Genomic DNA, 25,578 nt, shown 5'->3' on the forward strand with positions numbered 1-25,578 from the left:
GTTAATGACGACTCGTTTTTAATGGCGACTAAAATAGGCCTCCATCACCGCGATGACCTTGTCGATATCTGCGTCATCAAGATCACGATGGGTAACGAAACGCGTGGCGTAAAGCAGCTCAATCAAAATGCCGTGCTCTTTTAGCCAGGCGGAGAGTGGCTTTACATGCGCATCGGGAAAATGCGCGAATACCATATTGGTTGCCTGAGCGCTGATCTCGACTCCTGGCAGCTTTGCTAAGCCCGCTGCAAGGCGCTCTGCACGGCGGTGATCGTCGGCTAAGTCTGCCACGTGGTGATCTAACGCATACTGGCAGGCGGCGGCGATAATACCTGATTGGCGCATGCCACCACCCACCACTTTACGCCAGCGCCGAGCGCGGTCGATCAATGCTTGTGGGCCTACCAGTGCCGACCCTATTGGCGTACCCAGGCCTTTTGAGAAGCACAGCGACACGCTATCGAACGGCAGGCACAGCTGCTTGAGCGAGGTGTCGGTTGCGACTGCGGCATTGAATAAGCGCGCGCCGTCTAAATGCGTTGCCAGACCACGCTCGCGAGCAAGCTCAGTGGCTTTTAATACGTAGTCTACGGGCAGCACTTTGCCGCCAATGGTGTTTTCTAATGCCAGCAGCTTAGTACGCGCAAAGTGAAAATCGTCGGCTTTAATCGCGGCACTGATTTTTTCCAGTGGCAGCGTGCCATCGGAGTCGTTCTCGATGGGCTGTGGCTGGATACTGCCTAACACCGCTGCGCCACCGCCTTCATAACGATAAGTGTGGGCTGACTGCCCAACAATGTACTCATCGCCACGCTCGCAATGGGCCATTAGCGCCACTAGGTTGCTTTGTGTGCCGCTAGGAAACAGCAGTGCCGCGTCTTTGCCTGCCTGTTCGGCCAGATTTGCTTGAAACGCGTTGACCGTTGGGTCATCGCCCCACACATCATCGCCAACCGGGGCGGCCATCATGGCGTCTTTCATGGCAGAGGTCGGACGGGTCACCGTATCACTGCGTAAATCAATCATGCGCATCTCCTTTATTGTGTGGAGCAATCACTCGGAAGCGTTTTCTCAAGCAAGTTCTGGGGAACCATCTATGGTTAACAGCATACTGCAAGTCTCTCAAGCAAAGGCAAACAGATGGATCTGAAAAGTGGTTATCCCTTTTGGGCAGTCAAAAATGGCCTGTTGAAAACCTTTCCTCAATTGACTCGCGATCACCAATGCGAGGTTGTTGTGATTGGTGGCGGTATTACGGGGGCGTTGATTGCTGATGAGCTAAGCCGCAGTGGCCACTATGTGGTGGTGCTTGAACGCCGGGATGTTGGGTGGGGCAGTTCAGCCGCCAGTACTGCTTTGCTGCAGTACGAAATTGACACCCATATGACAGAACTAGCCGAGCGCTATGGCGAAGCCGATGCAGTGCGTGCTTACCGCGCCTGTGCAGAGGCCATTGGCGAGCTTGAGTCCCTGGCGGCAGGGCTGGGCGATGTAGACTTTGAGCGTCAGCAAAGCCTTTACTATGCCAGTAGCGAAGAGGATGTCGCATCGCTTCAGGAGGAATTGGCGCTGCGCCAAAAACACGGTTTTGAAGCCGAGTGGCTTGAGCGCAAGGCTATTTTGGCGGAGTACGGCTTTGAGGCACCCGGCGCTATTCTTACTCAGCTAGCCGCCACTATTGATCCTTATCGCATGGCATATCAGCTGTTTTCCAGAGTGGTTGCGCGTGGGGGAGAAGTATATGACCGCACACAGATGGAGACGATGACGCCGGATGATCAAGGCGTCACGCTCACTCTGGCCAATGGCGCCAAGCTGCGTTGCCAGTACGTAGTGATGGCCGCAGGGTATGAGTCTCAAGCCTGGCTGCCAGAAAAGGTGGCCGTCAATCGCAGTAGCTATGCGCTGATTACCGACCCACTACCGCCAGAGGCATTGGGCAAACTGCGCCACACCATGATGTGGGAATCATCGCGCCCCTACCTGTATATGCGCACTACCTGCGATGGACGACTTCTCGTAGGGGGAGACGACGACGATGAAGATATTCCCAAGCGCCGCGATGCGCGGGTAGAAGAGAAGGCCGAAGGACTGGCAGCTAAAATAGCAACGCTATGGCCTAAACTCGATATCAACCCTACGTTCTCTTGGGGTGGCACCTTTGCTGAAACCGACGACGGCCTGCCTTTTTTCGGCCCACATGACGCCCTAGGCCCACGCGTTCATTTTGCCATGGCCTACGGCGGCAACGGAATCAGCTATAGCATGATAGGTGCCAAACTGCTGCGCGCGCTTATAGAGGGTAGAGAGCACCCCTTGGCGGAGCTGTTTTCATTTAGACGCCTGGCCAAGATGTCCTAACCTAAAGGCAAGAACCGAGTGGCGGGCAAGTTTAAAACGAGTATTCTTAACGGATATTCATAAGGAAAGCGGGCAATGGGCCACACACTTTATTTGCGTGCACTAGAGCGCAACGACCTGCGCTTTGTTCATGAGCTAAATAATAACCAGAGCATTATGTCGTACTGGTTTGAAGAGCCTTACGAGTCATTTGATGAGCTGGAGGAGCTGTATAACAAGCATATCCATGACAACGCCGAACGGCGCTTTGTTGCGGAAGATAGCCATGGAAATGCTATCGGTCTGGTGGAACTGATCGAGATCGACTACATCCATCGCAGCGGCGAGTTTCAAATCATTATTACCCCGGAGCATCAGGGCAAAGGGTTTGCGCGCACGTTAATTCGCCAAGCGCTGCATTACTCGTTCACCATTCTAAACCTGCACAAGGTATATCTCATTGTGGCGGTGGATAATGTCAAAGCGATTCATCTTTACGAGGAGAGTGGCTTTATAGAAGAGGGCCACTTGGTGCAGGAGTTCTTTATCAATGGCAAGTACCGCGATGTAAAGCGAATGTATATCTTGCAGGACACGTACCTGACGCAACTGTCCGAACAGCAAGAAGAGGGTGGCGAGTGGGCTTAGTGGGGGTAAGAAAAATCGGTAAACCTAAGCAACCGATACTCCTGCCATTCATTATCAAGACTAACTTGGCAGGAGTACCAGTGTCTGAGCTTTACTGGAACGAAGCTTCTAGGCGCTCTGCACGATCACCCGCTGCTGGGTGGCTTGAGAAGACGCTGCTGTTGTTGCCGTATTTGGCTTCCATTTTGCGTAGAGCTGCAACTGAAGCCTCTGCATTCATGTCGTGGCGCTGCATTAGCTCAATGGCATAGTCATCAGCTGCACTCTCTTGGCTTTGAGAAAACTGAGCATTGATCAGTTTTTCGCCCAGGTCACCAAGCTCAGAGCTTGATAGTGCGGCGGCGGTAGTACTGCCGCTGGCCGCAGCTGCTTCACGTGCAGCGGAAGCAGCATAGGCAACCTGGAAAGCACGCTTGGAGTGTCCTAACGAGACGTGGCCGATCTCGTGGGCGATAACGTAACGCACTTCATCGTCGGTCATCTCATCCATCAGCCCGCTATGCAGTCGAATGGATCCGTTGGGTACCGCAAAAGCATTCATTTCTTCTATTCGATAAACGTTATAGTCAAGCGTATGGCCGTCGACTGTTTCCCAGCCTTGGGTTAACTCGGCCAAGCGTTTTGCATACTGGCTATCGTCTGCAACAAGGTGGTTCTGGGAGTCAAGCTGGGCGATGGTTTGATCGCCTAGTTGTTGCATTTGCTGATCTGACATCGTGGCAGCGCCGGCTAAGCTGGAGCCCGCAGACATTAAGCCTCCGAGATCAGCGCCTGATTGACAGCCGCTAAGGGCGAGTGTCGCCACTAAACCTAAAGCATAAGATGTTTTGCGAACCAAAAAAGGTGTTTGCATCGTCCGTTCCTTCGTCAATGTGCGTGCATAACAAGAAGAGTCTGCACGTTGAGTATTGCGCCTTTATCAGCCGAATTAATATTAGACTATTTCTTTATATAACTCCATACCCAGCCGTGAAGTAAATGATTTGGGGGGACTATGTATACTGAAGCGTCGAGGTGGTTATCATTAATCCACTAGGTATTGCAATACTATTTGTTTTTTTAAAGAGGTGACAAATATAATTAAGCTTAATGGTAGCGAGCATTAAAGCGGTTCATCTGGTAAGGGGTGCGGGTAAGCAGAAGAGCGTTATCTTATACAGGCGTCTTGTGTCAAGAGACTATGTTGCAGGGTAATGCATGGCTGCGTAAAGCATAGTTATAGTCTGGAGGTCGTATATTTAGACCTGATAGTGATGCTTGTCCATTTAACTAGGTAAAAAAACGCCTCGCTGAAACGAGGCGTTGAGCGGCGTTGAACCAATATGACGTTTGGGGACTTAGCGCAGGTAAGCTTTAATAGCGTCAAGTGCCGCACGTTGTTGGCGGGCACGCTGTGCCCATACTTCCATAACATCTACTTCCAACGCTTGTGTTGGGGTGACTAAGTGTTGCATGGCGTTCACTCCTCTTTCAGGGGACAGGGAATGCGATGAGACCTTGTTGTAAAACTTATGTTGTAAAGCCTTCAAGTTGTAGAAAGCTTATGTTGTACACAGCCTGTGTTGTGCATAGCAGCAATTTAGCTGTGGTCGGATACTAAGAGCTTTTTTTGCGAAGGGCTAGTCCTAACGATGTAGGTGTTTTGCCATTTTTCGTAAGCCATGGCTTACAAATGCTGAAATGACGATATTAGGTCTTTGAATGGAAAAGGTTTTCATAGTCATAAAAAAGCCGGAAAATATTCCGGCTTCGGTGATTAGCTTTTGGTCTAAAGGGCGCAAAAGCACCTGAATTAGCCTAAATAGGCTTTCAGCGCTTCAACTGCGGCACGATGCCATTGAGCATTCAAGCTCCAGAACTCTAGAACTTCATTATCGCGTGCAGGGGGGGTTATTAAAAAAGTCATTGTGCGGTCCTCCTATTGGGACTACATCGTTATTATAGCCTATTTTTGCTGCAATGCAGCATGCCTTGACGTGACACCGATGCCCTGCGACAACGTGTCCTAGGCCGGGTAAGATCGTTTAAATAGGTATTTGTTACGAGGAGCCCTATGCGTCTGCGTATTTTGTCTGACCTGCACCTGGAGTTTTTTGACGGGAACCGCGAGCTGCCTGAGGTGGAGGCAGATGTAGTGGTTCTGGCGGGGGATATTCACCGTAAGTGCGAAGGCCTTGCCTGGGCGCGCCACCAGTTTCCAGACACGCCGATTATCTATGTACCAGGCAACCATGAGTTCTACGGTACCTGCATGCCGCTGCTGCGTGATGAGCTGGCGCTCGAAGCCGAGCGGCTCGACATTGAGCTTCTGGATAATCGTGCTGTCACCTTCAATGGCGTACGCTTTTACGGTACAACGCTATGGACTGACTTTGCGTTGTACGCCGGTGACCCAACGCAAAACCCCGCCGATACTGAGTCTAAGGCGTTGCGCTACATGCCCGACTTTAAAATCGTTCAAACCTCGCCAGGGGAGACATTCACACCTCAGGCAAGCCAGCAGGTGCATGCTGAAGCGCTTGCTTGGCTCGAAAAAGAGCTGTCCCAGCCGTTTGATGGCCCTAAGGTGGTGGTTAGCCATCATGCCCCGCTACACGACTGTATCCCAGGCCAATATCTGGGCGACGCGTTATCCCCCGCGTTTGCCTCCAATTTGCCTCATTTAATGGGCAATATGGATGTATGGGTGCACGGACATGTTCACGAACCCGTGGATATTCTGCGTAACGGCACGCGTATCATTGCCAACCCTGGTGGATACCCTGATGAGTTTACTCCAGCGGTGTTTAAGCCAGGCTGGGTGGTTGAAGTATAAAAATAAATAAAATCAGTTATTTAATGTCTTTTTTAGGTTGTTAATCACTTGCTGGCAGTCATGCCAGCAAGTGCTACTTTGGTTTAATTTTCACTACTGCTGCTTGCGTCTGAAAGTCATGCTACTTATCTTCTTGTTTGTATGATGTATGACATATTGATCCGGATAATTAGATCGCCTATGCCAAGCAGCGAAGAGTGGGTTTGAGTTTAAAAGTCTTTGATTGACCAACAAGGGCTGCGTTTGTCCGCCTTCGTTATTTTAATGCGGCAATGAGCGGGATGCTGATCTGCGCGCTAACACCGCCTATATGGAGAATTGTTTTATGTCGAGTCACGACACTCCCACGATAACCGATATGCAGGTCATTCCCGTGGCAGGGCGCGATAGCATGTTACTCAATATCGGTGGAGCGCACTCGCCGTATTTTACCCGCAACCTGGTTATCCTCAAGGATAGTCACGGTAATGTAGGGGTGGGCGAAGCCCCCGGTGGCGAGACGATTCAAACGTCTCTTGAGCAGTCGCGAGAGATGGTGGTCGGTCAGTCGATCGGAAAAATGCGCTCCATGATTGCGTCGTTGCACAATGCCGGACGGAGTGCCGATTTTGAAGATTTCGGTAAAGGATCCTGGACATTTGAGCTACGCATCAATGCAGTTGCCGCGCTTGAAGCGGCGTTACTTGATTTGATGGGGAAGTTTCTGGGAGTGCCGGTGGCAGAGCTCCTAGGCAACGGCAAGCAGCGTGACAGCGTTGACGTGCTGGGGTACTTATTCTTTATCGGTGATGGGCACGCTACGCCGTTGGATTTTCGACGTGGCACCGGGGGCTTGGATCACGACTGGTACCGTTTGCGCGACGAGGCGGCCATGACCCCTCAGCACATTGTTGAGCTAGCTCAGGCGGCGCATGATCGATATGGCTTTAAAGACTTTAAGTTAAAGGGCGGGGCTCTGGCTGGCGAGCAAGAAATAGCGGCCGTCACGGCGCTGCACAATACGTTTCCGGATGCGCGCACGACCATTGACCCTAACGGTGCTTGGTCGCTAGAAGAGGCGGTCCGGCTGTGCAAGGATCTCCACGGTGTGATTGCCTACGCAGAGGATCCATGCGGGGCGGAACAAGGCTTCTCCGGTCGCGAGATTTTAGCTGAGTTTCGCCATGCCACCGGATTGCCTGTCGCCACCAACATGGTAGCCACCAACTGGCGGGAAATGGCCCACGCGCTGATGCTGCGCTCAGTCGATATTCCATTAGCCGACCCGCACTTCTGGACACTTTCCGGTGCTGTACGTGTCTCCCAGCTCTGCCAGGATCATGGTATGACCTGGGGCTCGCACTCCAACAACCATTTCGATATTTCGCTTGCCATGTTCGCCCAGGTGGGGGCCGCCGCCGTGGGGCGCACAACCGCGCTTGATACCCACTGGATATGGCAGGAGGGCGATGCTCGCCTGACTCGCAATCCGCCGGAGGTTGTGGGTGGCAAAGTGGCCGTAACCGATGCGCCGGGGCTTGGGGTCGACATCGATATGAAGGCCATAGAGGAGGCTAATAAGCTCTATCGTTCACTGCCTGCTGGTGCTCGGGATGATGCGATGGCAATGCAATATTTGATAGATGATTGGAAGTTTGATCCGAAAAAGCCAGCGTTAGTGCGCTGAGTGAATACTCTAAACATGACAAAGAAGGACATTACAATGAAAAAGTTAGCGCTAAGCTTATCTGTGGCAACAGCAATGATGGCCAGTGCTGGTGCATTTGCTGAATATCCTGAGCAAAACATCGATATGATCGTGCCCTTCTCAGCCGGTGGCGGCAACGACACCTTCGTCCGCGCACTACAGCCGCTTCTGGAAGAAAAACTCGATACCAACTTGGTCATTCGCAATATCTCGGGCGGCGGCGGAGCCGTGGGGCTGACGCGTGCTCAGGCATCAGATTCAGATGGCTATACCTTAGCTGCCGCCAGCAATGCACTGCTGACCTTGGAGGCGTTGGGTAATGTTGACTTTACCTACGAAGATTTTGATTTTGTCGCCAAGATTCTTGAAGAGCCCTACGTCATCGCTGTTGGTGAAGACAGTGAATACGCCGACTTGGACGCTATGGTCGAGGCTGCAAAGGAAGGCACCTCGGTGCAAGTTGGGGTTTCGGGGGTAGGATCATCAGCTCACATCGCGGCGGTGGCCTTTGCTGATACCGCTGAAGTCGATTTTAACTTCATTCCCTATCCCGGCGGTTCTGAGACTATCTCCGCTGCTATGGGCGGGCACGTGGATGCCGTGGTGCTAGGTGGGGCGGAACTTCGCTCGGCGCTAGAGTCAGGTCGTCTGAAAGCCTTGGGTATGTCCTACGCAGAGCGTAGCGAGTCGCTGCCTGATGTCCCTACTTTCCAAGAGGAAGGCTACAACCTGTCTCTGACAGTATGGCGCGGCATTGCGGGCCCTGATGGCCTTCCGGAAGAGGCTAAGGAAGCGTGGGTCAACGCCATTAAAGAAATTGTAGAAGAAGGATCCTTCGAAGAGACTGCCTCGAATCTGGGCTTGGATATTGTACCGCTGTATGGAGATGAGTTAGAGGCGTTTATCGCCGAATCTGCTGAAGTGATGAAAGACAGTGCTGGCGACTTAGCTGCTAAATAAAATAAGGAGTTAGCGACTGATGGCAAAGGATATAGGTAAACCGATCTTTGATCTGTTTCTTGTGGTGGCATCGGCAATTGGGTTTTATATGGCCACTACGCTGCCAGCCGTCAGCATGGCGGGGGGGCTTTCCCCCGCTTCTTTTCCAAAGTTGATTTCTGGCTTGATTTTTGTGTGTGCTGTGCCCTGCTTAATACGTGATTCTTACGAATGGCTTGCTGCAAGGCGAGTGCGGGAAGACGCAACAGCCCTTAATGCCACTGCTCCGAAGAAAGGCATTTTGCAATGGCTGACCATCGTGGCTTTGATTATTGTTTATATCAATTCTTTCGAGCGGCTGGGGTATATCGCAAGCACAGCGATATTTTGCTTTTTAAATGTCGTTTGCCTTGTCATAACTAGCGGTGAATTTCAAAAATTAAGAAATAGCCGAAAACTTCGAAACCTAGCAGCGTATACAGTTTTTGCGTTCGCTTTATCATTGGTTATCTATTATGTATTTACCGAACTATTCAATATCCCACTGCCGGATTGAGGAAGGAGAAGTGAGATGCTAACGGGTTATATTGATGGTTTGGGGCTGGTCTTCCAGTTGGGTACATTATTGGCGATTGCCGGTGGGACTTTCCTAGGCATTATCATGGGGGTATTGCCAGGCCTAACATCGGCCATGGCGATAGCTCTATTATTGCCGGTAACCTTTGGAATGCCGCCTGTGATGGGTATTGGTATGCTGCTGGGTACGCTGTGTGGTGCTGGTGCCAGTGGCTCTATACCCGCCATATTGTTGAATATTCCAGGAACGCCATCCTCGGTCGCGACTACGTTCGATGGCTTCCCAATGGCTCAAAAGGGAGAGGCGGGGAGAGCCCTGGGGCTGGCAATTGTAGCCTCTTTCTTTGGCGGTGTAGCTAGTATGGTGGTGTTAAGTCTTCTCGCACCACCTATCGCTGAGTTTGCATTGCGATTTGGTGCTGCCGAGTATTTTTCGCTGAGCATTTTCGGACTAGTCATTATTGCTTCTGTTGCGGGCAAGTCCCTCCTTAAAGGTTTGATTGCAGGCCTGATAGGTTTCTTTTGCTCTACCATCGGTACAGATCCTATTGCGGGGGTCGACCGTTTTACGTTTGGACAGCTTTCTTTATTGACCGGGATTAACCTCTTACCGGCGCTGATTGGGTTATTCGCTGTGTCACAAGTGCTGAAAGATGCCTTCGAATATGACCCCTCCAATAAACTTCAGAATAGCCCCCATAAGGTCGATATTGCACGCCCGCGGTTTATTGAAACGCTGCGCAATTGGCGCGCCCTTCTCGTCGGTATCGTGTCTGGTTCTGTCGTGGGCCCAGTGCCTGGCGCTGGGGGCAGTATCGCCTCACTGGTAGCCTATGACCAAGCACGTCGTTTTTCTAAAACACCTGAAAAATTTGGTAAGGGGCATGGTGCTGGCATTGTCTCCGTTGAGAGTGCGAACAATGCTTTGTTAGGTGGGGCGTTAATTCCTACGCTTGCGCTGGGCATCCCCGGCGAGGCCGCGACTGCTGTTCTATTGGGCGGTTTAATGATTCAAGGCGTTACGCCGGGACCGATGCTATTTGAAAGCCAGAGCGGCATCATTTACGGCATATTTTTAGCGTACTTAGTCGCTAACTTCTTCATGCTTATCATCATGTGTTTAGGTATCAAGCTGTTTGTTCGTGTACTGTTAGTGCCAAGAAAACAGTTGATATCGGCTATCATTGTTTTCTGTTTTATCGGTGTTTACGGAGTTGATGGGGATGTGTTTAACCTCTACATAATGCTGGCTTTTGGATTGCTCGGCTATTTTCTCAACCGATATGGCTTTGGAACCGCTCCGGTAATACTGGGTTTAATTCTGGGGCCTATAGCGGAATCTAATCTGAGACGGGGGCTGCAGACCTTCGGTGGTGATTGGACACCGTTTTTCACCCGGCCCATCAGCGTTACCTTTTTAGTCATCGCCTTTGGGTTGCTGGCGCTGACACTGTGGCAGAACTACCGTACTCGTCAACAAAACGCGGCGTCTGACGCTGCTTGAAGTCCATGGCCGCCATTCGAGGCGGCTGGGGTGTTAAAGCCCACTCGCGGAGTGGGCTTTTTTAATGGTGGGGGTAAGTGATGGCTAATATCGATTTTGAGACGTTGCGCAGTACGATTGAGAAATCACTATTGAAGGCGGGGCTAAAGCCCTCTGATGCTGAGACCTGCGCGCAAATCCATGCTGAAAGTACCCGCGACGGCGTACATTCGCATGGTATCGGGCGGGTTCCACGCTTCATTGAGTACGTCGGGAAAGGCTGGGTCGATATCGACGCTAAGCCAAGCCTTGTCCAGCGATTGGGCGCGATTGAGGTGCTCGATGGAGGGTTTGGAATAGGTGTGGTCAATGCACTTCATGCCACAGAGCGTGCCATGGCGTTGGCGCGTGAACATGGTATGGGGCTGGTGGCGTTGCGCGATACAACCCACTGGATGCGGGGCGGAAGCTATGGCTGGCATGCGGTTGGGCAGGGGTTCGCTACGATTATGTGGACCAATACCGAGTCGTGCATGCCTGCCTGGGGTGGTGCTTCCCAATCGATTGGCAATAACCCGTTGGTGATGGCCGTACCGCATAACACCGGGCCTCTGGTGCTCGATATGGCGATGTCTCAGTTCTCCTATGGGAAGCTGCAGACGACTCAGCTGAAGGGCGAGCATTTGCCCGTTGATGGCGGTTTTGATGAGCGTGGAGAGTTGAGCCGTGATCCTGCGGCGATCGCTGCGACGCGGCGCTTGCTGCCGACCGGGTACTGGAAAGGCTCTGGGTTGTCGATTCTACTGGATGCGTTAGCAGCACTGCTCGCTCAAGGGCGTCCTAGCCATGCTATTGATAAGGTTCAGCGTGGCAGTGGCGGCGGTTGCAGCCAGGTGTTTATGGTGTTTGACCCTGAACAGCTTGGTGGTCGCGAAGCTTGCGATAGCATTGTTGAAGGCATTCAGTCTCATCTGGCCGCAACCACTCCTGCCGAGCCGGGGCGCACAGTGCGCTGGCCGGGCGAGTCGACCGCTAATCAGCGATATGGAGAGAGGCCGATTGTTGTCGATGACATGCTATGGCGCTCTGTTTGCGAGCTGGCGGATGATTAGTTAAAGGCGTTTTAATCCTCAACAGGTTTACAGGGTATGGCTGCTACTTTGGTTTAAATTTCAATAGTTCTGCTTGCACCCTGCTAGCAGGATACTTATCTTCTAAGTTGTATGATGTATGACATAAGGTTGTTGGCTAGCAAATGATGTCTGCTCATTCAGTGGTCAACACATTTTAAAGAGGGCGCAAAGTGACGTTTTCAAGACAAGAAGTAACAAAAGCCATCGGCGATGGTCTGCTATCGTTCCCGATTACCGATTTCGATAGTCAAGGTCGTTTCGATGAAGCGAGCTACCGCAAGCGGCTTGAGTGGTTCATCAGCCACGAGATCTCGGCGGTCTTCGTCGCGGGTGGCACGGGGGAGTTTTTTAACCTGTCACTTGATGAATACCGCGAGATTGTTCGCGTCGCCGTCGAAGTAATCGACGGTCGCTTGCCCGTTATTGCTAGCGCGGGCTTAAGCGTTGAAGCCGGCAAGGCCTTTGCAAAAGCGGCCGAAGAAGCGGGCGCTGACGGCATTCTACTGATGCCGCCATACCTTACCGAGTGCCCGCAGGATGGCTTGGTGGAGTATGCCCGCCAGATTTGTGATGCCACGTCAGTCAACGTGATTTATTACAACCGCGGTAATGGCATCCTGAATGCTCATTCTGTTCAGCAGCTTGCCGACCATTGCCCTAACTTGGTGGGGCTAAAAGATGGCAAAGGCGATATTCAGGCGCTTAACAAAATCGTCAAAACTGTGGGTGACCGTTTGGTGTATATCGGCGGCGTTCCCACGGCTGAAATTTTTGCCGAGGCCTATGTCTCCATTGGCGTAAATACCTACTCATCGGCTGTTTTCAACTTCGTGCCGGAGATGGCAGTGAAGTTCTACAAGGAGTTGCGCAAAGGTAATAAAGACGTTGTGAAACAGATCACTAACGACTTTTTTATTCCTTTCGTAGACCTCCGGGATCGAAAAGCGGGCTATGCCGTTAGCCTGATCAAAGCAGGCGCAGACATTGTTGGCCGTCCCGCCGGCAGTGTTCGCGCGCCGCTGACAATGCCAACCCAGGCGGAGTGTCAGGAGCTTAAAAAGTTGATCGATCGCGTTAAATAGTAATAAAGCGCCAACTCACTAAGCCATTAAACCACTGAGCTATAACAATTTAACAACGAGCGAAAGAGGTGAAAGTATGCGCATTTCCAATAGATTAATGACACGTGTCGGTTCAGCAGCGCTGATGGCAGCATTGAGCGTCAGCGCTGGCGTAGCCATGGCCCAAGATGGCCCATTGCGGGGCAATATTCGTGTGGTTATCGGTTCAACGTCCACCGGCGGGGATACGTATCAAAACTCTACTATTGTGGTGGATCAGCTAGCTGAAAGGCTGGATCTCAACATGAAGGTGGATGCCGTTGGTGCAAGCTCTGCTTTTCGCACACTTGATCGGGACTCTCGTGGCAATACGCTGATGATCTTCCACGATCAGTCCTATCTTGGCCATCTGTATGGGGTTGAGGGCTACGACGATATTTTTGAGAAATATACCGTCGGGCCGACGCTTGCAATCAACCCAGGCAATGCCTACCTGGTGCCTAAAGATTCACCTTACCAGACCCTTGATGACATCATTGCTGCAGTAGGCAATGGTGAGACTGTGCGGGTCGCTATCCAGCCGGGTGGCGTATCGGAGATTGGTTTCAGTGCCCTAAAAAATGCCATCGCTATTGAGCATCCTGGTCAGGAAGACAACCTAGTTGCTGTCAATACCGGTTCTCAATCCGACAAAAACCAGCAACTTTTTGACGGCCAAGCCGATGTGATTAATGGCACCGTGCAGGCTAACGAGCAGTACACGCGGTTACCTGAAGACGACCAGAAAGCGATGCGTTTTGTCTGGTTGACGGCACGTCAAGATACCATTGAACAGGCTCCGGAAGAGGGGCTTGGCCAAACGTCTCGTGAGCAACTGTTGGAGTATGTAGAGCCAAACGTGCACGTCTCAATGGGTGATGATGAGAGCTTTACATTCGATAAGGAGTTCTTCTTCCTCTACAACAAAGACATGGATCCAGCGATTGTTGAGCAAATCGATGAAGCGCTAGCGGATATCTATGCGGAAGGTGAAATACAGGAAACTCAGAAGAACGCTTTCTTTATCCCCAACTTCAAGCCTTCTGACGAAGCCTCTGAGTATCTCGCCGATAAAATGGCTCGCTACGAAGAAATCATCAGCAACATCAAGTAAAGGGTATGGCACTCGCTGCGTGGGTGGCGGGTGTCTCACCTATGCGTGAGCCGCTATAGAACCGCTATAGAAAGAACAATAGTAAGCAGGGTATCTGCTGCTAATGCCCGGAGCTGTTATGGAATCAGGTCTTTCAAGTCTGCTTAGTGTCTCCATCGATTTCGAGACCTCCCACCTGTTTTTCCCGAGGATTATTCACTGGATCATGGCGGGACTCTTTGTCTTGATTTTAATGACAAAGGTAGCTCCCTTCATGGCATCAGTGAAACGAGGAGAGCGCACACTGCCCATTGTGGGTGAGGCTAGGGATAATTTCCGTTTCTTCGGCACTCTCGTCTTGATCGCGGCGTATTTTTATTTAATGGCAGTGGTGGGTGACCTATTCCCCTACACCGGCTATGGCTTTCTGATGGTTTCGATAGCTTTCGTATTCCTTATGTCACTGCTCTATTTGCATGACTGGACGAAAAAGGCCCTTACCATCGTGGTGGTCAATGCCATCGTCGCACCTAGTCTGGCCTGGTTCATTCTCGCCAAGCTTTTCACTATCACCTTACCGTGACCGAAGCGAGTGCCACCATGGAATTTCTCTCACTTCTCGACATAACGTTTTTTTTACTCGCCGGGTTCGGTGCTCTGATCGGCATCATCTTCGGCGCGATCCCCGGCATGACCGCTACCATGGCAGTAGCTGTTTGCCTGCCGCTGACCTATGCACTTGGATTACACCATGGCCTGGCGCTGTTGCTGGGTCTTTATGTAGGGGGTATTTCCGGTGGGATGGTGCCGGCGGTGCTGCTTAATATTCCCGGCACACCGTCTTCAATCACCACTACCTTTGATGGCTACCCGATGGCCCAAAAGGGCGAGGGTGAGAAAGCGCTGAAAATATGCGTTGTCGCATCCGTCGTCGGGGGGCTTATCAGCGCCGCTATACTCTTCCTGTTTGCGCCACTATTGGCCGATTTCTCGATCAAGTTCTCCTATGTGGAGAAGTTTTTGATCATTTTGTTAGCGTTAAGTGTCATTGCTTCGCTCTCCAGCAGCATGCTGATTGGCATCTTTAGCGGTGTCATCGGCATCTGGCTGAGCCTGATCGGTGACTACAGCATTTCGGATGGCGGCAATGGCAAGACCCGACTGATGTTCGATTTTATGGAACCCTACTTATTTGAAGGGTTTTCCCTGCTGCCGGTGCTGATCGGTGTCTTTGGTATTTCCACGATTCTGCTTGAAGCGGAAAAGGGGGCAAAGAGTGGGCTGGTCAACGAACGCATAAAGATCAGCAAAGGAGGAGGCTTTTCGCTTTCAATCTTTAATGGGCGCCTGACCAATCTGGTGCGCTCATCCTTTATCGGCACCTTCGTCGGCATGCTGCCTGGGGTCGGTGGTAGCGCCGCCTCCGTGTTGGCTTATACCCAAGAAAAAAACTTAACGCGGGATTCATCGCAAATGGGTAAAGGGGCGCCCCAGGGGCTTATTGCCTCGGAGTCAGCCAACAATGCCTTGACCGGCGGTGCATTGATCCCACTGCTGTCGCTGGGTATCCCCGGTGACTCAACTACGGCTGTGTTGATCGGTGCATTCACGCTGCAGGGCATCCAGGTAGGGCCGCTATTTATTCCTGAGAATACCGACACTTGGTACGTCATGATGACGGCCCTGGTTTTTGCCAACATCGTGATGTTCTTCTTAATGTTCTATGCCATTAAGTACATCGCCAAAGTGGTGATGGTTCCCAAACACATCCTGTTTCCCATCATTGTGATGATGTGTGTAGTGGGTGCCTATGCCATCAACTACGGCATCATGTTTGATGTCTGGACGCTGCTGATTTTCGGTGTTTTAGGCTATCTGGTGCAGAAGATTGGTCTGGAAGTGGCTCCGCTCATTATTGGTTTCATCTTGGGGAGCCAGGCCGAGGTCTACTTCGTCAAGAGTCTGGAATCGTTCGGCACTTACTCGATCTTTTTCACCAAAAGCCCCATTGCCATGGTGCTGTGGGGATTGATTGCAGCCTCGGTAATGTTCGCGGTCGTCATGAGCGTTAAGTCCCGCGCCAGGCAAAAAATGGAGCTGACCCAGGTGACTGGCAGTACACACACAGCCTCAGGAAAGGGTCATGACACAAACTAATTCCCGCGTGATTCGCGTACATCCCAACGATAATGTTGCCATTGTGGTCGAGCAGGGCGGCCTCGCTGAAGGCACCGTCATCGAGGGCGGCATCACCACCACGATGTCTATTCCGCAAGGCCACAAGGTGGCGCTAGAGGACATCGCTGAAGGAGCTCAGGTTGTTCGTTATGGCGAGGTCATTGGTCAGGCGTTAACGGTCATTGCCTGTGGTAGTCACGTGAACGAGACGAATGTACGCCTTCCCACGGCACCAGCGCTGGGTGAGTTACCCTTGGCTACGCGTGAGATCCCCGCGATGGAGCCTCTGGAAGGGTACACCTTTGAAGGCTTCCGCAATCCGGATGGTAGCGTGGGAACCAAGAACGTCTTGGGTATCACCACCAGCGTTCAGTGTGTCGCCGGTACTGTCGATTACGTAGTGCAGCGCATCAAACGCGAGCTGCTGCCGCGCTTCCCCAACGTCGACGATGTTGTGGGACTTAATCACTCTTATGGCTGTGGCGTCGCCATTAATGCACCTGCGGCGATTGTGCCGATTCGAACGCTTAAAAATATCGCCCTGAATCCAAACTTCGGCAACGAGATAATGGTGATCGGGCTGGGTTGTGAAAAACTGCAACCCTCGACACTGCTGACTGATCGGCCAGTAAGAGTTTACGAAAACACCCAGGCGGCCGACCCAGAAGCCAACGTGCTGAGCCTTCAAGATGACTCCTTTCAAGGCTTCGGTGAGATGGTCGAGGGTATTCTGGCCATGGCCGAACGCCATCTTGAACGACTCAATAGCCGTCAGCGCGAAACCTGCCCGGCGTCCGAGCTAGTGGTCGGTATGCAGTGTGGCGGCAGCGATGCTTTTTCTGGCGTAACGGCTAACCCTGCGGTGGGCTTTGCGACCGATTTGATCGTGCGGGCGGGTGGCAGCGTGATGTTTTCGGAGGTCACCGAGGTGCGGGACGCCATCCATCTGCTGACGCCCAGGGCAATTGATGAGCAGGTGGGGCGGGCGTTGATCGAGCAAATGGCCTGGTACGACGACTATCTATCTCAAGGACAGGCGGATCGCAGTGCCAACCCCTCCCCAGGCAACAAGAAAGGCGGGCTCAGCAACGTGGTTGAGAAGGCGCTGGGGTCGGTGATTAAGTCGGGCAACTCACCCATTGTTGATGTTATTGGCCCCGGTGAACGGCTGCGCCGCAAGGGCCTGACCTTTGCGGCCACTCCGGCCAGCGATTTTATTTGCGGCACGCTTCAATTAGCGGCGGGTATGAACTTGCAGGTGTTTACCACGGGGCGTGGGACGCCATATGGCCTGGCCATGGTGCCTGTGCTCAAGGTCTCCTCTAACTCCACGCTGGGAAAACGCTGGCACGACATTATCGATTTGGATGCAGGCCGCATTGCCACAGGCGATGCCAGTATCGAAAAGGTGGGCTGGGAGCTTTTCCACCTGATTCTTGAGGTGGCCAGCGGGCGCCAACAGGCTGCCGCCGATCGGCTAGGTATTCATAACGATTTGGTGTTGTTTAATCCTGCGCCAGTGACTTAATTCCCTAAATAGTTTTTCGACTTGGGTCAATAATAAGAGAGGTTTACGACATATGTTTGCGAAGATTAAATCAATGAAAGTGGTCCCTGTTGCAGGCTATGACGGCTTTTTGCTTAACCTTAGTGGCGGTCATGCGCCCTGGTTTATTCGCTGTGTGGTTATCCTTGAAGATGATGCGGGTAACCAGGGCGTTGGTGAGATTCCTTCCAGCGGCGGTATTCTTAAAGGACTGGAACAGTGCCGTGAGCTGGTAGAAGGCTCGCAGATCAATAATATTAAGCACACCCTCAACCAGGTTCGCCTGCGTTTAGCCCAGAACGGACGCGAAGAGCGAGGCCGACAGACGTTTGATCTGCGCGTAGCGGTACACGTGATCACAGGCATTGAGTCCGCGCTGTTAGACCTCTATGGGCAGGCGCTACACATGCCCGTAGCCGACTTGCTCGGTCAATATGGCCGTCAACGCGATGAAGTCGAGGCGTTGGGCTACCTGTTTTTATTGGGTGATCCTGGTAAGACAGACCTACCGTATCCTAAAGCGCTTAACCCTCAAGATACCTGGGACGAAATCCGCTACCAAGAGGCCCTGACACCCGACGCCGTCGCTAATTTAGCCAAAGCCGCCTATGAGCGTTATGGGTTTAAAGACTTCAAGCTAAAGGGCGGTGTGTTACGTGGGGAAGAGGAGGCTGATTGCATACGAGCGCTTCATGAAGCATTCCCTGAGGCGCGACTAACGCTTGACCCTAACGGTGCCTGGACGCTCAATGAAGCAGTGCGAGTACTGGAGCCTATCAAGCACCTGCTTAGCTACGCCGAAGACCCCTGTGGCCAGGAAGAGAGCTACTCAGGACGCGAGACCATGGCTGAGTTTAAGAAGCGCACCGGCCTACCTACAGCTACCAATATGATCGCGACAGATTTTAAACAGCTGCAGTATGCCGTCCAGCTCAATTCCGTTGATATACCTTTGGCAGACTGCCATTTCTGGACCATGCAAGGTGCGGTAAAAGTGGGTGAGCTTTGCAATGAGTGGGGTATGACCTGGGGCTCTCACAGTAATAACCACTTTGATATTTCGCTTGCGATGATGACCCACGTTGCTGCGGCCTGCCCGGGCGATATTACCGCGATTGATACTCACTGGATCTGGCAAGATGGACAACGAATCACTAAAGACCCTTTGCTCATTCGCGATGGCAAACTCACAGTGCCCACCACGCCAGGGTTAGGCGTTGAGTTGGATGAAGACAAGCTTATGGAGGCGCATAGTCTTTATAAATCGTTGGATACCACACAGCGAAATGATGCCATGGCGATGCAGTTTTTGATTCCTGGGTGGGAGTTTGATCCTAAGCGTCCCGCACTCGTTCGTTAAAGTACTTTCTCGATGATGATGGATTTAGCCAGACGTATTACCGATAGAGAGATGTGGTCAGTTAGGTAAGCGCTCGACTTTGGTCTAGTTTTTACATCTCTCTATTGTAGCGCTAACAAGAACACACTAAGTTTCAGGTTGTATGATGTATGACCTGATCATAAGAAATAGTTTGCTGATAGGTTTTAAACCAAGGAGTACACAATGTACAAAAACAACAAAGCCCTGCTAACACTGTCCGCTGCCGTCGCTTTATCCTCACTAACTGGCGTGGCGCTTGCTGACTACCCCGAGCGCGATATCCGCGTCATTGTACCCTGGGGAGCCGGCGGTGGTACCGATGGAATCGTCCGTAAACTGACTACCATCGCGGAAGAAAATCTTGATGTTGCCATGTATGCAGAGAACATCGAGGGTGGCGTTAGTGCCACCGGTATTGGCCAGCTTATGAGCGCCCGGCCCGACGGCTATACCATCGGCGCGTTAACCTACGACAGCTTGGTAACCGTGCCCTGGCAGGCCATGCTGCCCAGTTACGATGTTGATAAGTTGAAGCTAATTGCACGGGTTACCAGCGAGCCTGATGCGATCGTCGTTGACGCCGATTCCGACTATCAAACGATACATGACCTTATCGAGGCGGCTAAGGCTGATCCCGGCGAGATTCGCGTTGCCATTCAGAATCTGGGCGGGCGTATCCATCTGGCGATCCTGCAGCTTCAAGAGTTGACCGGCACGGAGTTCAGAATCGTCTCTTATCCCGGTGGTGCCGCCCCGCAGAAAGAAGCCATTCTGTCCGATGAGGTCGATGTGGCACTTACCAGCCTGGGCGATTTTTCCAATCTCCTGGAAGATGGCACCGTGCGCGGTCTCGTTGAGTTTTCCGATACGCAAAACCCGACGTATCCCGATGTGCCCACCACAGCTGACGAGGGGATCGACCTCCAGATTGGCAGCTTTATTGTCTTCGCCGCACCAGCAGATACCCCGGAAGAAGCCATTAACGCACTTGAAAGCGCTTACAAAACGGCATACGACAGCGACGAGTTTCAAGAGTGGGTTGCCAATGTCGGGGTAACACCGAACTGGCTGGGTACCGATGAGGTGACTACTTGGGCTGATGAAACGGCCGAGTCACTGTTCAGCGAAATGGATGCGCTGGTTGAAGCAGGCGTGATGTCCAAGTAACTCGCAGCTCAAAGAGCGTGGCACCGGTAGCCGGTGCCATGGCTAGCTCAATAGGAGGATTTTGAGTCAATGAACAACGTCGAACGCTTCAGAAGATCGGCAGTACTGTTTCCAGCTTTCTTGCTGATATTGACCACGATCTATCTGGCGGAAGCCTTAAGCATACGCTCGCAGTTTGGTGGTGACACCATCGTGGGGCCGCGCTTCATGCCAATTCTGATGGCCTTCATCATGTATGTAGCGCTGGTTGTTGTAATAGTAGGGGAGTGGCGCAAAGAAGCAGAGGCGACCACTGGTGGCTCTTTGCTAAGGCCATTGCTGATTGTAGTGGCGACAGGTATCTACATCGGTGTGTTTCGTCTCTTGGGGTACGTGCCAGCTACGCTGGGTTTCCTGGTAGCACTCTTTCTTATCTTTGACTTCGAGAAACATCGTCCCGCCTTCTTTATATTTTATGTGATCGCTGTTACAGCGCTCTTTTACGGACTATTTGCCGGTATTTTCGGGGTGCGTCTGCCTCCCATGTTAGGAGGATTCTAATGGAGACCTTTGTTAGTTTCCTGGGCGGTTTTGAAGCACTGCTGAGTTGGCAAGTGCTGGGCTTCATGATTGCCGGCTTCTTAATTGGTACCTTTTTCGGTGCGATGCCTGGTCTTACCTCAGTGCTGGCGATCGCCTTGCTATTACCCATTACTTACACTATTGACGTTGTTCCCGCGCTGGTCATGTGTGCATCTATCTTTATGGCGGGTATGTACTCCGGCAGCATAACGGCCACGACGATCAATATTCCCGGCGCCCCCTCTTCAATGATGACCGCTGTGGAAGGCAATGCCTTGATGTTAAAAGGGCATGGTGCCAATGCGCTAGGCCATGCGGCGCTAGGCTCAATGATTGGTGGCTCAATCGGTGCCTTATTGCTTATGGCGTTCATGCCGATCGCAGGTGAGCTGGCGCTTTTGATTCGCACCCCCGGCAAGTTCTCACTTGTACTCTTTGCCCTAGTGGTGATCATCATTGTCGACAAGGGAGCCATTGCTAAGGGCATTGTCGCTACGACGCTGGGTATTATGCTGGCCACCGTGGGGATTGATGTGCTCCAGCCGATTCCACGCTTTGAGTTTGGCACTGAACTGCTGGTCGAAGGTATCGGTTTAATGCCGGTGGTCATCGGTGCGTTTGCGGTCAGTGAGCTACTGGTACAGGCGCAGAATTGGAACCTCTCTTTAGAGGGGTCTCTGAAGCGGGCGAAAGGCTTAAAAATTCGTCGACGCGATTTTATTCCCCCTTGGTCTGAAATTCGTGAGGTGGGGTTCTTTACCTATATTAAGAGTGCTTTCATTGGCTATGCCATTGGTATTTTGCCCGGCGCGGGTGGCTCAATGGCGGCTTTCGTGGCCTATGCTGATGCCAAGCGCAGTTCGAAGAAGCCTGAAGAGTATGGCAATGGCAGCCGTGAAGGTATTGCAGCGGCTGAATCGGCAAATAACTCCATGTGCGGCGGTGCTTTTGTGCCGATGCTGATGTTCGGGATCCCGGGCGACCCTACCACGGCTATTGTACTTGGTGTTTTGGTTATCAATGGCTTACAGCCAGGGCCACGTCTCATTGAGCAGCAGGCTGATCTAATAGCGCCCATGTTTGCCTCTTTGTTTGTAAGCGCCTTGATCCTCATCCCGCTGACGCTGTTCCTGTTCGGGCCATACTTTATTCGCATCGTCTCAATCTCCCGTGGTCTGCTCTACAGCGCCATCGCCGTGGTAGCGCTCGTTGGAAGTTATGTGGCGACCTACTCAATTTTTCAGATGTTTTTAGCTCTATTGTTTGGTGTGTTGGCTTTCTTCCTGCGCAAACATAACTACTCGGTAGTGGCCATGTTGCTAGGCTTCATCTTGGGGCCGGATCTGGAGCAGTATTTGCGACGCTCCTTATCGTTCAATGACGGTAACCCGATAGTCTTTCTGACGAGTTTGGACAGCCTTGCTTTTCTGGCATTAACCGTTGTTTTCGCCTATCTGATTCTGCGCAAGAAGCCGAAACTTGATGCCATTCCGTGATCTTAATAAACATTTGTACACAACAAGATTGGATTCTGTTACTCGCTATGCGCCTCCAGTGCTGTTCATCATGAGCGGCTGGGGGCGCTCTTCTCTGCCATTAGGATGCCAACATGACAACAAAAACTCGCCCACTACCGCGTACCGGGGGAAAAGTACTGGTTGACCAACTCCTGATCCACGGGGCTGATAGTGGCTACTGTGTGCCCGGAGAGAGCTATCTGGAAGTGCTCGATGCGCTTTTTGATCAGCGTGAGCATTTCACCCTCTATAACGCCCGGCATGAGGCCGGGGCAGCGAACATGGCCGAGGCCTATGGCAAGCTGACAGGGCGCCCCGGTATATGCTTGGTGACACGCGGGCCTGGCGCTTGCCATGCCGCTATTGGCGTTCATATTGCCCAGCAGGATTCGACGCCAATGATCCTGCTAATAGGTCAGGTCGACCGTGGCTCGATGGATCGGGAAGCATTCCAGGAAATTGACTATCGGGTGATGTTCGGCGGTGTGGCCAAGTGGGTGGCACAGATAGAGGATGCTCACCGAATTCCCGAATACATGGCGCGCGCCTTCCGGGTAGCGACGTCAGGCCGCCCAGGCCCGGTGGTGCTGGCCCTACCTGAGGATATGCTAACCGATATCGTCGAAGTCGAAGACGCTGTTCCCTACACGCCGTCAAGGCCGGGCGTTGCCGTGGAGGAAATCGAGAAAATCGCTGCCCTGGTCTCCCGTGCCGAACGTCCGTTAATGCTGGTAGGCGGGTCGGGCTGGACGGATGAGTCCTGTGGGCAGATACGCACCTTCGCTGAAACTAACGGTATTCCAGTGGCCTGCTCGTTTCGACGTCAGGATCTTTTGGACAACGCCTCAGACTGCTATGTGGGCGATTTCGGTACCGCTGTGGTGCCTTCATTGATTAAACGTCTTGCCGAGGCTGACCTACTGTTGGTCGTCGGAGCCCGGCTCGGCGAGATGACTACCCGAACGTATACTACGCTGGCTTCTCCTACCCCTAGCCAGACACTGATACACGTACACATCGACCCGGATGAGATAGGCCGTGTGTTTAGCCCGGCGCTGGGCGTTGTTTCGGCCCCTGATAAGCTGGCTGCAGCGTTAGCCACTCACGACTGGGGGCAGCTCAGCCGCTGGAGTGAGTGGTGCAAAACGTTGCGAGATGAGTATCTTGCCGATATTTTGCCTCCGTCACACGATTACCCGCTCGATATGGGCGCGGCAATGCATGCGTTGCGCGATAGCCTGCCGAAGGAGTGTATCGTCACGCTAGACGCTGGAAACCATACCGGGTGGGCGCAGCGTTTTTTGGCCTATCAGAGGCCTGGTCGGATCATCGGCTCAACCTGCGGGGCGATGGGGTATTCAGTACCTGCCGCCGTGGCGGCCTCTTTACGTGAACCCGATAAGTGTGTGCTGGCGTTTGTCGGCGATGGTGGTTTTATGATGAGCGGTATTGAGATTGCCACCGCCGTACAGCATGGTGGCCGGCCCATCGTGCTGCTATTCAACAACGGTACTTACGGCACGATTCGCATGCACCAGGAGCGTGAGCACCCCAGCCGTGTCTCGGGAACCGACCTGGTGAATCCCGATTTCGGCCAATTGGCAGCAGGGCTTGGCGCGCATTTCGAACGTGTTATCGATACGGCTGGTTTCAAGCCCGCTCTGGAGCGGGCCATGGCCTCGGGTCGCCCTGCCGTGATCGAGCTTGTCACTGACCCGGAACGTATTTCAACACGCACTACCGTCACAGCACTGCGTTCAGCTAAAGCTCGTTCATAAAGGAACCACTTCATGAAGAGACCCGCTAATCAAGAAATCAGTCTTTAAAGAAGGGGGCGGGGACAACAATCTTGTTTTCCTGGCTAATTAGATAACCCGCCTCGGCACTTTTCTTGAGATAGGCGGCCCACTCTGGGTCACTCTGCATGGCGGCGCGCCGCTGGCTACGGTCAGCGGCATCTTTAAACACCCAGATATGCACATAGGAATTCACATTGCCGGTTTCTACCGGTCCATATAGCAGAGGTTCGCCAAGGTGACGTTTTTGGATGGCCCAGCCATGCTTTTCGTAGAGCGCCATCTGTTTCTTCAACGTGCCAGGTGTGCAGGTATAGGTACGGTGGTCATACAGCATGGTGATACTCCTTGATGATTACTCTATTAAGGGCTGCGGGTTATCCACCCAAGGTGGCGCTATGCAAGTAAAGAACCTTGTGTGATCTCGCCGGTATGAGGGTTGTGTTAAGTCTTATCGCCTTTGGATTCCTCTATGAACCACATGTTGTATTACATCATACAAGTCTGCAACAAAAAGCATGCACCGATTGCGCCATAAGCAAGGGGGGGTAAGGTATGTGAGACCGTAATGTTGATGAGCTGATTTTATCAAAGTGCTACTGTAACTTTGGTTTAGATTTCGTTAGTTATGCTTGCTTGGCACAATAACCAGACCTACCTTTTTTCTTGTATGATGTGTTATATCTGGTATGAAAAAATATTTGTTATTACTCGTGATGGCATTAAAAATAGAAAACAGGCTGCCTGGGGTCATTCAGAAGCCGTTTATTGGCACTTCCAAGATCTAGGTTGTACGATATAATACAACTTGGATATTAATGAAGGATAGCTTCCATGGTCAAAACCAGCGCAACGGCATCTGCCCTAAAACCGCTTCAAATAAGTAAAGTGACACAGCAGGGAAGCTTGTCCGTGCACGTGGCCGACCAGTTGGAAGCGTTGATCACCCAGGGGAAAGTAGGTGTGGGAGAAAAACTGCCCACTGAGAACAGTCTTTGTGACTCCTTTGGCGTTAGCCGCACAGTCATACGTGAGGCCATCACACACCTTAAATCCCTGGGGCTTGTTGAGACCCGACGTGGTGTAGGCACTTCGGTGCTGCGCTCTTCTACGGTAGAGGCGCGGCCTGCAGAGCGCATAAACCCGACCACCGTGGAAGATATCTTGCACCTGCTGGAACTGCGGCTAACCTTAGAGCCAGCGGCAGCTGAACTGGCTGCCTTGCGCCATGATGATGAAGATCGTCAACGGCTCGAAGCGCAGCACCTTGCTTTTAGCAATGCGTATGCTGCAAAAAACCAAGCTCGTGAAGAGGATTATTTGTTTCACTTTGCTATTGCCACGGCGACCAAAAATCCTTTCTTTCAATCTTTCTACAAGCAGTGGAGCCAGAGCGTGATTCCCCGCGCCAAGCTGCTGAGTATTGATATTAACCCGATCTCCTCAGAGCGCTATTTAGAGCGAGTTCAGGAAGAGCACGCCTACATTCTCGAAGCTATTCTTTCTCGTGATGCTCAAGCAGCTCGCGAAACCATGTACCAGCACCTTAATCGGGCGCGCAATACATACGCCCAGTATCGCGACCAGTGATACCACTGACCCATATAAGGAGCAACAT

22 protein-coding genes are annotated in these 25,578 nt (G+C 52.2%); 19 read left to right on the forward strand and 3 right to left on the reverse strand.

From position 1 onward, the window contains the following. Positions 1 to 18 precede the first annotated feature (18 nt). The gene (gene ltaE / locus RO22_RS04880) at positions 19 to 1,026 is read right to left on the reverse strand and encodes a low-specificity L-threonine aldolase (protein WP_041157748.1); all 1,008 of its coding nucleotides are present in this window, start codon (positions 1,024 to 1,026) and stop codon (positions 19 to 21) included. Positions 1,027 to 1,140: 114 nt separating this feature from the next. Here ltaE and RO22_RS04885 point away from each other — a divergent pair, with 114 nt between their 5' ends. Next, positions 1,141 to 2,361 (forward strand): NAD(P)/FAD-dependent oxidoreductase, encoded by a 1,221-nt coding sequence (locus tag RO22_RS04885; protein ID WP_041157749.1) that lies wholly within the window; start codon positions 1,141 to 1,143, stop codon positions 2,359 to 2,361. 75 nt (positions 2,362 to 2,436) lie between these two features. Beyond that, the gene (gene speG / locus RO22_RS04890; protein ID WP_041157750.1) at positions 2,437 to 2,988 is read left to right on the forward strand and encodes a spermidine N1-acetyltransferase; all 552 of its coding nucleotides are present in this window, start codon (positions 2,437 to 2,439) and stop codon (positions 2,986 to 2,988) included. Positions 2,989 to 3,079: 91 nt separating this feature from the next. Here speG and RO22_RS04895 read toward each other — a convergent pair whose 3' ends face one another. After that, positions 3,080 to 3,841, reverse strand: coding sequence for a M48 family metalloprotease (locus RO22_RS04895; RefSeq protein ID WP_022521788.1), 762 nt, complete (start codon positions 3,839 to 3,841; stop codon positions 3,080 to 3,082). A gap of 1,200 nt (positions 3,842 to 5,041) precedes the next feature. On the opposite strand from RO22_RS04895, the gene RO22_RS04900 reads away from it, so the two are divergent. The 16 genes from RO22_RS04900 (at position 5,042) to RO22_RS04975 (ending at position 23,942) form a co-directional block, all read left to right on the forward strand. After that, the gene (locus RO22_RS04900; RefSeq protein WP_022521786.1) at positions 5,042 to 5,803 is read left to right on the forward strand and encodes a metallophosphoesterase; all 762 of its coding nucleotides are present in this window, start codon (positions 5,042 to 5,044) and stop codon (positions 5,801 to 5,803) included. 325 nt (positions 5,804 to 6,128) lie between these two features. Continuing rightward, positions 6,129 to 7,469: an enolase C-terminal domain-like protein gene (locus RO22_RS04905; protein WP_041157751.1), complete on the forward strand. Its 1,341-nt coding sequence runs from the start codon at positions 6,129 to 6,131 to the stop codon at positions 7,467 to 7,469. A 36-nt stretch (positions 7,470 to 7,505) separates the two neighbouring features. After that, positions 7,506 to 8,450, forward strand: coding sequence for a Bug family tripartite tricarboxylate transporter substrate binding protein (locus RO22_RS04910; protein ID WP_052475531.1), 945 nt, complete (start codon positions 7,506 to 7,508; stop codon positions 8,448 to 8,450). A 19-nt stretch (positions 8,451 to 8,469) separates the two neighbouring features. Beyond that, positions 8,470 to 8,985 (forward strand): tripartite tricarboxylate transporter TctB family protein, encoded by a 516-nt coding sequence (locus RO22_RS04915; RefSeq protein WP_041157752.1) that lies wholly within the window; start codon positions 8,470 to 8,472, stop codon positions 8,983 to 8,985. 15 nt (positions 8,986 to 9,000) lie between these two features. Continuing rightward, positions 9,001 to 10,509, forward strand: coding sequence for a tripartite tricarboxylate transporter permease (locus tag RO22_RS04920; RefSeq protein ID WP_041157753.1), 1,509 nt, complete (start codon positions 9,001 to 9,003; stop codon positions 10,507 to 10,509). Between the two features lie 80 nt (positions 10,510 to 10,589). Further along, on the forward strand, positions 10,590 to 11,600 hold the full coding sequence (gene yiaK, locus RO22_RS04925; protein WP_041157754.1) for a 3-dehydro-L-gulonate 2-dehydrogenase: 1,011 nt from the start codon (positions 10,590 to 10,592) through the stop codon (positions 11,598 to 11,600). Positions 11,601 to 11,791: 191 nt separating this feature from the next. After that, on the forward strand, positions 11,792 to 12,703 hold the full coding sequence (kdgD, locus tag RO22_RS04930; protein WP_027959951.1) for a 5-dehydro-4-deoxyglucarate dehydratase: 912 nt from the start codon (positions 11,792 to 11,794) through the stop codon (positions 12,701 to 12,703). A gap of 76 nt (positions 12,704 to 12,779) precedes the next feature. Next, positions 12,780 to 13,835: an ABC transporter substrate-binding protein gene (locus RO22_RS04935; protein WP_041157755.1), complete on the forward strand. Its 1,056-nt coding sequence runs from the start codon at positions 12,780 to 12,782 to the stop codon at positions 13,833 to 13,835. Positions 13,836 to 13,953: 118 nt separating this feature from the next. Next, on the forward strand, positions 13,954 to 14,397 hold the full coding sequence (locus RO22_RS04940; RefSeq protein ID WP_041157756.1) for a hypothetical protein: 444 nt from the start codon (positions 13,954 to 13,956) through the stop codon (positions 14,395 to 14,397). Positions 14,398 to 14,414: 17 nt separating this feature from the next. Beyond that, positions 14,415 to 15,971 carry a tripartite tricarboxylate transporter permease gene (locus RO22_RS04945; RefSeq protein ID WP_052475532.1) on the forward strand — a complete coding sequence of 519 codons (1,557 nt, stop codon included), beginning with the start codon at positions 14,415 to 14,417 and terminating at the stop codon, positions 15,969 to 15,971. Then, the gene (gene garD / locus RO22_RS04950; RefSeq protein ID WP_041157758.1) at positions 15,958 to 17,520 is read left to right on the forward strand and encodes a galactarate dehydratase; all 1,563 of its coding nucleotides are present in this window, start codon (positions 15,958 to 15,960) and stop codon (positions 17,518 to 17,520) included. The genes RO22_RS04945 and garD overlap by 14 nt, the downstream gene beginning before the upstream one ends. 52 nt (positions 17,521 to 17,572) lie before the next feature. Then, entirely contained in the window at positions 17,573 to 18,898 is a 1,326-nt protein-coding gene (locus tag RO22_RS04955; protein WP_041157759.1) for an enolase C-terminal domain-like protein, read from the forward strand. A gap of 204 nt (positions 18,899 to 19,102) precedes the next feature. After that, the gene (locus RO22_RS04960) at positions 19,103 to 20,086 is read left to right on the forward strand and encodes a Bug family tripartite tricarboxylate transporter substrate binding protein (RefSeq protein ID WP_041157760.1); all 984 of its coding nucleotides are present in this window, start codon (positions 19,103 to 19,105) and stop codon (positions 20,084 to 20,086) included. Positions 20,087 to 20,155: 69 nt separating this feature from the next. Continuing rightward, positions 20,156 to 20,626, forward strand: coding sequence for a tripartite tricarboxylate transporter TctB family protein (locus tag RO22_RS04965; RefSeq protein ID WP_041157761.1), 471 nt, complete (start codon positions 20,156 to 20,158; stop codon positions 20,624 to 20,626). Beyond that, a complete protein-coding gene (locus RO22_RS04970; protein ID WP_041157762.1) occupies positions 20,626 to 22,143 on the forward strand; it encodes a tripartite tricarboxylate transporter permease in 1,518 nt (505 codons plus the stop codon). Before RO22_RS04965 ends, RO22_RS04970 begins: the two co-directional genes overlap by 1 nt. Positions 22,144 to 22,256: 113 nt before the next feature. Beyond that, positions 22,257 to 23,942: a thiamine pyrophosphate-binding protein gene (locus tag RO22_RS04975; protein WP_041157763.1), complete on the forward strand. Its 1,686-nt coding sequence runs from the start codon at positions 22,257 to 22,259 to the stop codon at positions 23,940 to 23,942. 37 nt (positions 23,943 to 23,979) lie between these two features. On the opposite strand, the gene RO22_RS04980 is transcribed toward RO22_RS04975, so the two are convergent. Then, positions 23,980 to 24,297 carry an NIPSNAP family protein gene (locus RO22_RS04980; RefSeq protein WP_022521774.1) on the reverse strand — a complete coding sequence of 106 codons (318 nt, stop codon included), beginning with the start codon at positions 24,295 to 24,297 and terminating at the stop codon, positions 23,980 to 23,982. Positions 24,298 to 24,794: 497 nt separating this feature from the next. Here RO22_RS04980 and RO22_RS04985 point away from each other — a divergent pair, with 497 nt between their 5' ends. After that, positions 24,795 to 25,550 carry a FadR/GntR family transcriptional regulator gene (locus RO22_RS04985; RefSeq protein WP_052475533.1) on the forward strand — a complete coding sequence of 252 codons (756 nt, stop codon included), beginning with the start codon at positions 24,795 to 24,797 and terminating at the stop codon, positions 25,548 to 25,550. Positions 25,551 to 25,578: the final 28 nt, after the last annotated feature.

Source organism: Halomonas sp. KHS3, from assembly GCF_000830495.1.
GTDB classification, from domain to species: Bacteria; Pseudomonadota; Gammaproteobacteria; order Pseudomonadales; family Halomonadaceae; genus Vreelandella; species Vreelandella titanicae.

Bases quoted from the DNA above. Each gene is read 5' to 3' on its own strand.
- ltaE (WP_041157748.1), bottom strand. From the start codon at position 1,026: ATGATTGATTTACGCAGTGATACGGTGACCCGTCCGACCTCTGCCATG.
- RO22_RS04885 (WP_041157749.1), top strand. From the start codon at position 1,141: ATGGATCTGAAAAGTGGTTATCCCTTTTGGGCAGTCAAAAATGGCCTG.
- speG (WP_041157750.1), top strand. From the start codon at position 2,437: ATGGGCCACACACTTTATTTGCGTGCACTAGAGCGCAACGACCTGCGC.
- RO22_RS04895 (WP_022521788.1), bottom strand. From the start codon at position 3,841: ATGCAAACACCTTTTTTGGTTCGCAAAACATCTTATGCTTTAGGTTTA.
- RO22_RS04900 (WP_022521786.1), top strand. From the start codon at position 5,042: ATGCGTCTGCGTATTTTGTCTGACCTGCACCTGGAGTTTTTTGACGGG.
- RO22_RS04905 (WP_041157751.1), top strand. From the start codon at position 6,129: ATGTCGAGTCACGACACTCCCACGATAACCGATATGCAGGTCATTCCC.
- RO22_RS04910 (WP_052475531.1), top strand. From the start codon at position 7,506: ATGAAAAAGTTAGCGCTAAGCTTATCTGTGGCAACAGCAATGATGGCC.
- RO22_RS04915 (WP_041157752.1), top strand. From the start codon at position 8,470: ATGGCAAAGGATATAGGTAAACCGATCTTTGATCTGTTTCTTGTGGTG.
- RO22_RS04920 (WP_041157753.1), top strand. From the start codon at position 9,001: ATGCTAACGGGTTATATTGATGGTTTGGGGCTGGTCTTCCAGTTGGGT.
- yiaK (WP_041157754.1), top strand. From the start codon at position 10,590: ATGGCTAATATCGATTTTGAGACGTTGCGCAGTACGATTGAGAAATCA.
- RO22_RS04935 (WP_041157755.1), top strand. From the start codon at position 12,780: ATGCGCATTTCCAATAGATTAATGACACGTGTCGGTTCAGCAGCGCTG.
- RO22_RS04940 (WP_041157756.1), top strand. From the start codon at position 13,954: ATGGAATCAGGTCTTTCAAGTCTGCTTAGTGTCTCCATCGATTTCGAG.
- RO22_RS04945 (WP_052475532.1), top strand. From the start codon at position 14,415: ATGGAATTTCTCTCACTTCTCGACATAACGTTTTTTTTACTCGCCGGG.
- garD (WP_041157758.1), top strand. From the start codon at position 15,958: ATGACACAAACTAATTCCCGCGTGATTCGCGTACATCCCAACGATAAT.
- RO22_RS04955 (WP_041157759.1), top strand. From the start codon at position 17,573: ATGTTTGCGAAGATTAAATCAATGAAAGTGGTCCCTGTTGCAGGCTAT.
- RO22_RS04960 (WP_041157760.1), top strand. From the start codon at position 19,103: ATGTACAAAAACAACAAAGCCCTGCTAACACTGTCCGCTGCCGTCGCT.
- RO22_RS04965 (WP_041157761.1), top strand. From the start codon at position 20,156: ATGAACAACGTCGAACGCTTCAGAAGATCGGCAGTACTGTTTCCAGCT.
- RO22_RS04970 (WP_041157762.1), top strand. From the start codon at position 20,626: ATGGAGACCTTTGTTAGTTTCCTGGGCGGTTTTGAAGCACTGCTGAGT.
- RO22_RS04975 (WP_041157763.1), top strand. From the start codon at position 22,257: ATGACAACAAAAACTCGCCCACTACCGCGTACCGGGGGAAAAGTACTG.
- RO22_RS04980 (WP_022521774.1), bottom strand. From the start codon at position 24,297: ATGCTGTATGACCACCGTACCTATACCTGCACACCTGGCACGTTGAAG.
- RO22_RS04985 (WP_052475533.1), top strand. From the start codon at position 24,795: ATGGTCAAAACCAGCGCAACGGCATCTGCCCTAAAACCGCTTCAAATA.